Annotated in this window: 1 protein-coding gene and 3 pseudogenes; all 4 read left to right on the forward strand. The window is 60.4% G+C overall.

The genetic code is table 11. From position 1 onward, the window contains the following. Positions 1–332, forward strand: a pseudogene (locus AC1D1Z_RS36735) (ISNCY family transposase); the annotation flags it as partial. Positions 333–632: 300 nt separating this feature from the next. Further along, a pseudogene (locus tag AC1D1Z_RS36740) lies at positions 633–1,433 on the forward strand (ISNCY family transposase); the annotation flags it as partial. Between the two features lie 13 nt (positions 1,434–1,446). Next, positions 1,447–1,890: pseudogene (locus tag AC1D1Z_RS36745) on the forward strand (transposase); the annotation flags it as partial. A 79-nt stretch (positions 1,891–1,969) separates the two neighbouring features. Continuing rightward, the coding region (locus AC1D1Z_RS36750; protein ID WP_157633421.1) for a transposase at positions 1,970–2,113 on the forward strand (144 nt) is incomplete at its 3' end.

The following is a 2,113-nucleotide window of genomic DNA, read 5'->3' on the forward strand; positions in this document are numbered from 1 at the left end:
GCCTGGTTGGCCGCTATGTCGAGACCTATGCCTATGCCGATGGCCGGCTGGACGTGCGCTGGAAAGGTCATTCCCTGCCCTACAAGGTGTTCRACAAGGACCAGCGGGTGACGCATGCGGCGATCACCGAGAACAAGCGGCTCGGCGATGTCCTGGCCTATATCAAGGAGCGTCAGGAGCAACTGCCGGCGCCCAAGGTCAGGACCAACAGCGAGAAGAATGGCTACACGCCGCGGGGCCGCAAGCCGGGTCGGAAGACGGATTTCATGAACGATCCCGCCGTCATTGCCCGACGGCGACAAGCGCTCTCTGGCCTCGATGCGGCGGAATGACTGGCTGCTCCAACTGTCAAAGCTAAAGCCGAAGGGGAGCATCTCACCCGCCCCCTCCCTTCCCTTGCAACCCGGTCCAGCCGGTCCGCTCGGGGGCTTGCCTAAGCGCAAGTGGACATGCCGAGTGTCGCATTTCTAAATAGCTGAAGACGCGCCCAAAGTGACACTTCTACTTTGCACACAAACGGACATTCCAACTTCCCCGCCACACTTTATGTAGCCGCAAAGTTGAAGTGTCCTGTTTCTGCAAAGTTGGAATGTCACACTCCCCGCGTCTGAACGACGTCTGGGAGATTGCGGATGGGATTGATTGCCATGAGCGAGCGCGACCTGCAACGGATCGAGATTCTATCGAAAGTGATCGCCGACCGGATGACGATGGTGTCGGCGGCGCATGTGCTTGATCTGAGTACGCGCCAAGTGCGCCGGCTGCTGGAGCGGATCCGCACTGGTGGTGCGGCGTCGATCCGGCACAAGGCGATCGGTCGGCCGTCGAACAACCGGATCAGCGATGGTGTTCGGGATTACGCGGTGACGCTGGTTCGCGAACGCTATACAGACTTCGGGCCGACATTGGCGGCTGAGAAGCTTTCCGAGCGAGATGGATTGCGGGTGTCGCGCGAGACGTTGCGCGGCTGGATGACGGAGGCCGGACTTTGGCTCTCGCGCAAGCAGCGCCGAACGTTTCATCAGCCGCGCTTGCGGCGTGAAGCCTATGGCGAGCTGGTGCAGATCGACGGATCCGAGCACCGCTGGTTTGAGGACCGCGGTGATCCGTGTTCGCTGCTGGTGTTCGTCGACGATGCGACGGGCAGGTTGATGCAGTTGCGCTTTGTACGCTCGGAAAGTGCCTTCAGCTATTTCGAGGCGCTGGCGCTTTACCTCAAGCGTCACGGCGCGCCTGTGGCCTTCTACTCCGACAAGCATTCGGTATTCCGGGTGGCGAAGAAGGACGCCAAGGGTGGCCAGGGCATGACCCAGTTCGGGCGTGCGCTTTGTGAGCTAAACATCGAGATTCTTTGCGCAAATTCCAGTCAGGCCAAAGGTCGCGTCGAGCGGATGAACCGGACGCTGCAGGATCGACTGGTCAAGGAATTACGGCAAGGAACGGCCCATGAAGCGCACCTACTCCCAGATCGATATGGATGAACGCCGGAAGATCGCCCGTTGGCGAATGGCCGGCATCGGTGTCGAGGTGATTGCCGAGAAACTCGGACGGCATCGCTCGACGATTTTCCGCGAGCTCAGACGCAACACGTTCGAGGATCAGCAGATACCGGATCTCAACGGCTACTACTGCGTGACGGCGAATGCGATGGCACGTGAGCGACGTGCCAAGCTGCGCAAGCTTGCGCGGTTCGCGCATCTGCGCCAGTCGGTCATCGACCGCATCCTGCATGGCTGGTCGCCGCAGCAGATTGCCGGCCGGATGCGACTGGAGCGGCATCCGATCTCTGTCAGTCATGAGACGATCTACAAGTTCGCCTATTCAGCGGACGGCCATGCGATCAAGCTGTGGAGACATCTGCCGGAACATCGTGCCAGACGTCGGCCGCGGCGTAAGCCCACGGTGAAAGCCGTCTTGCGATGACGGGCTACTGACTGGCAGTCCTAGTGGTAACGCTAGGAGTAGTCATATGACGAAGCATCCAATTGAGGTGATCACGTCCGTAGAGCGCCGTCGGCGCTGGTCACGCGAGGACAAAGAGCGCCTCGTCGCTGCCTGCTTTGAGCCGGACGCGGTTATCTCTGAGATTGCTCGCGCGGCCGGTATCCATGTC

It is taken from the genome of Rhizobium sp. P1_E1 (genome assembly GCF_056406015.1).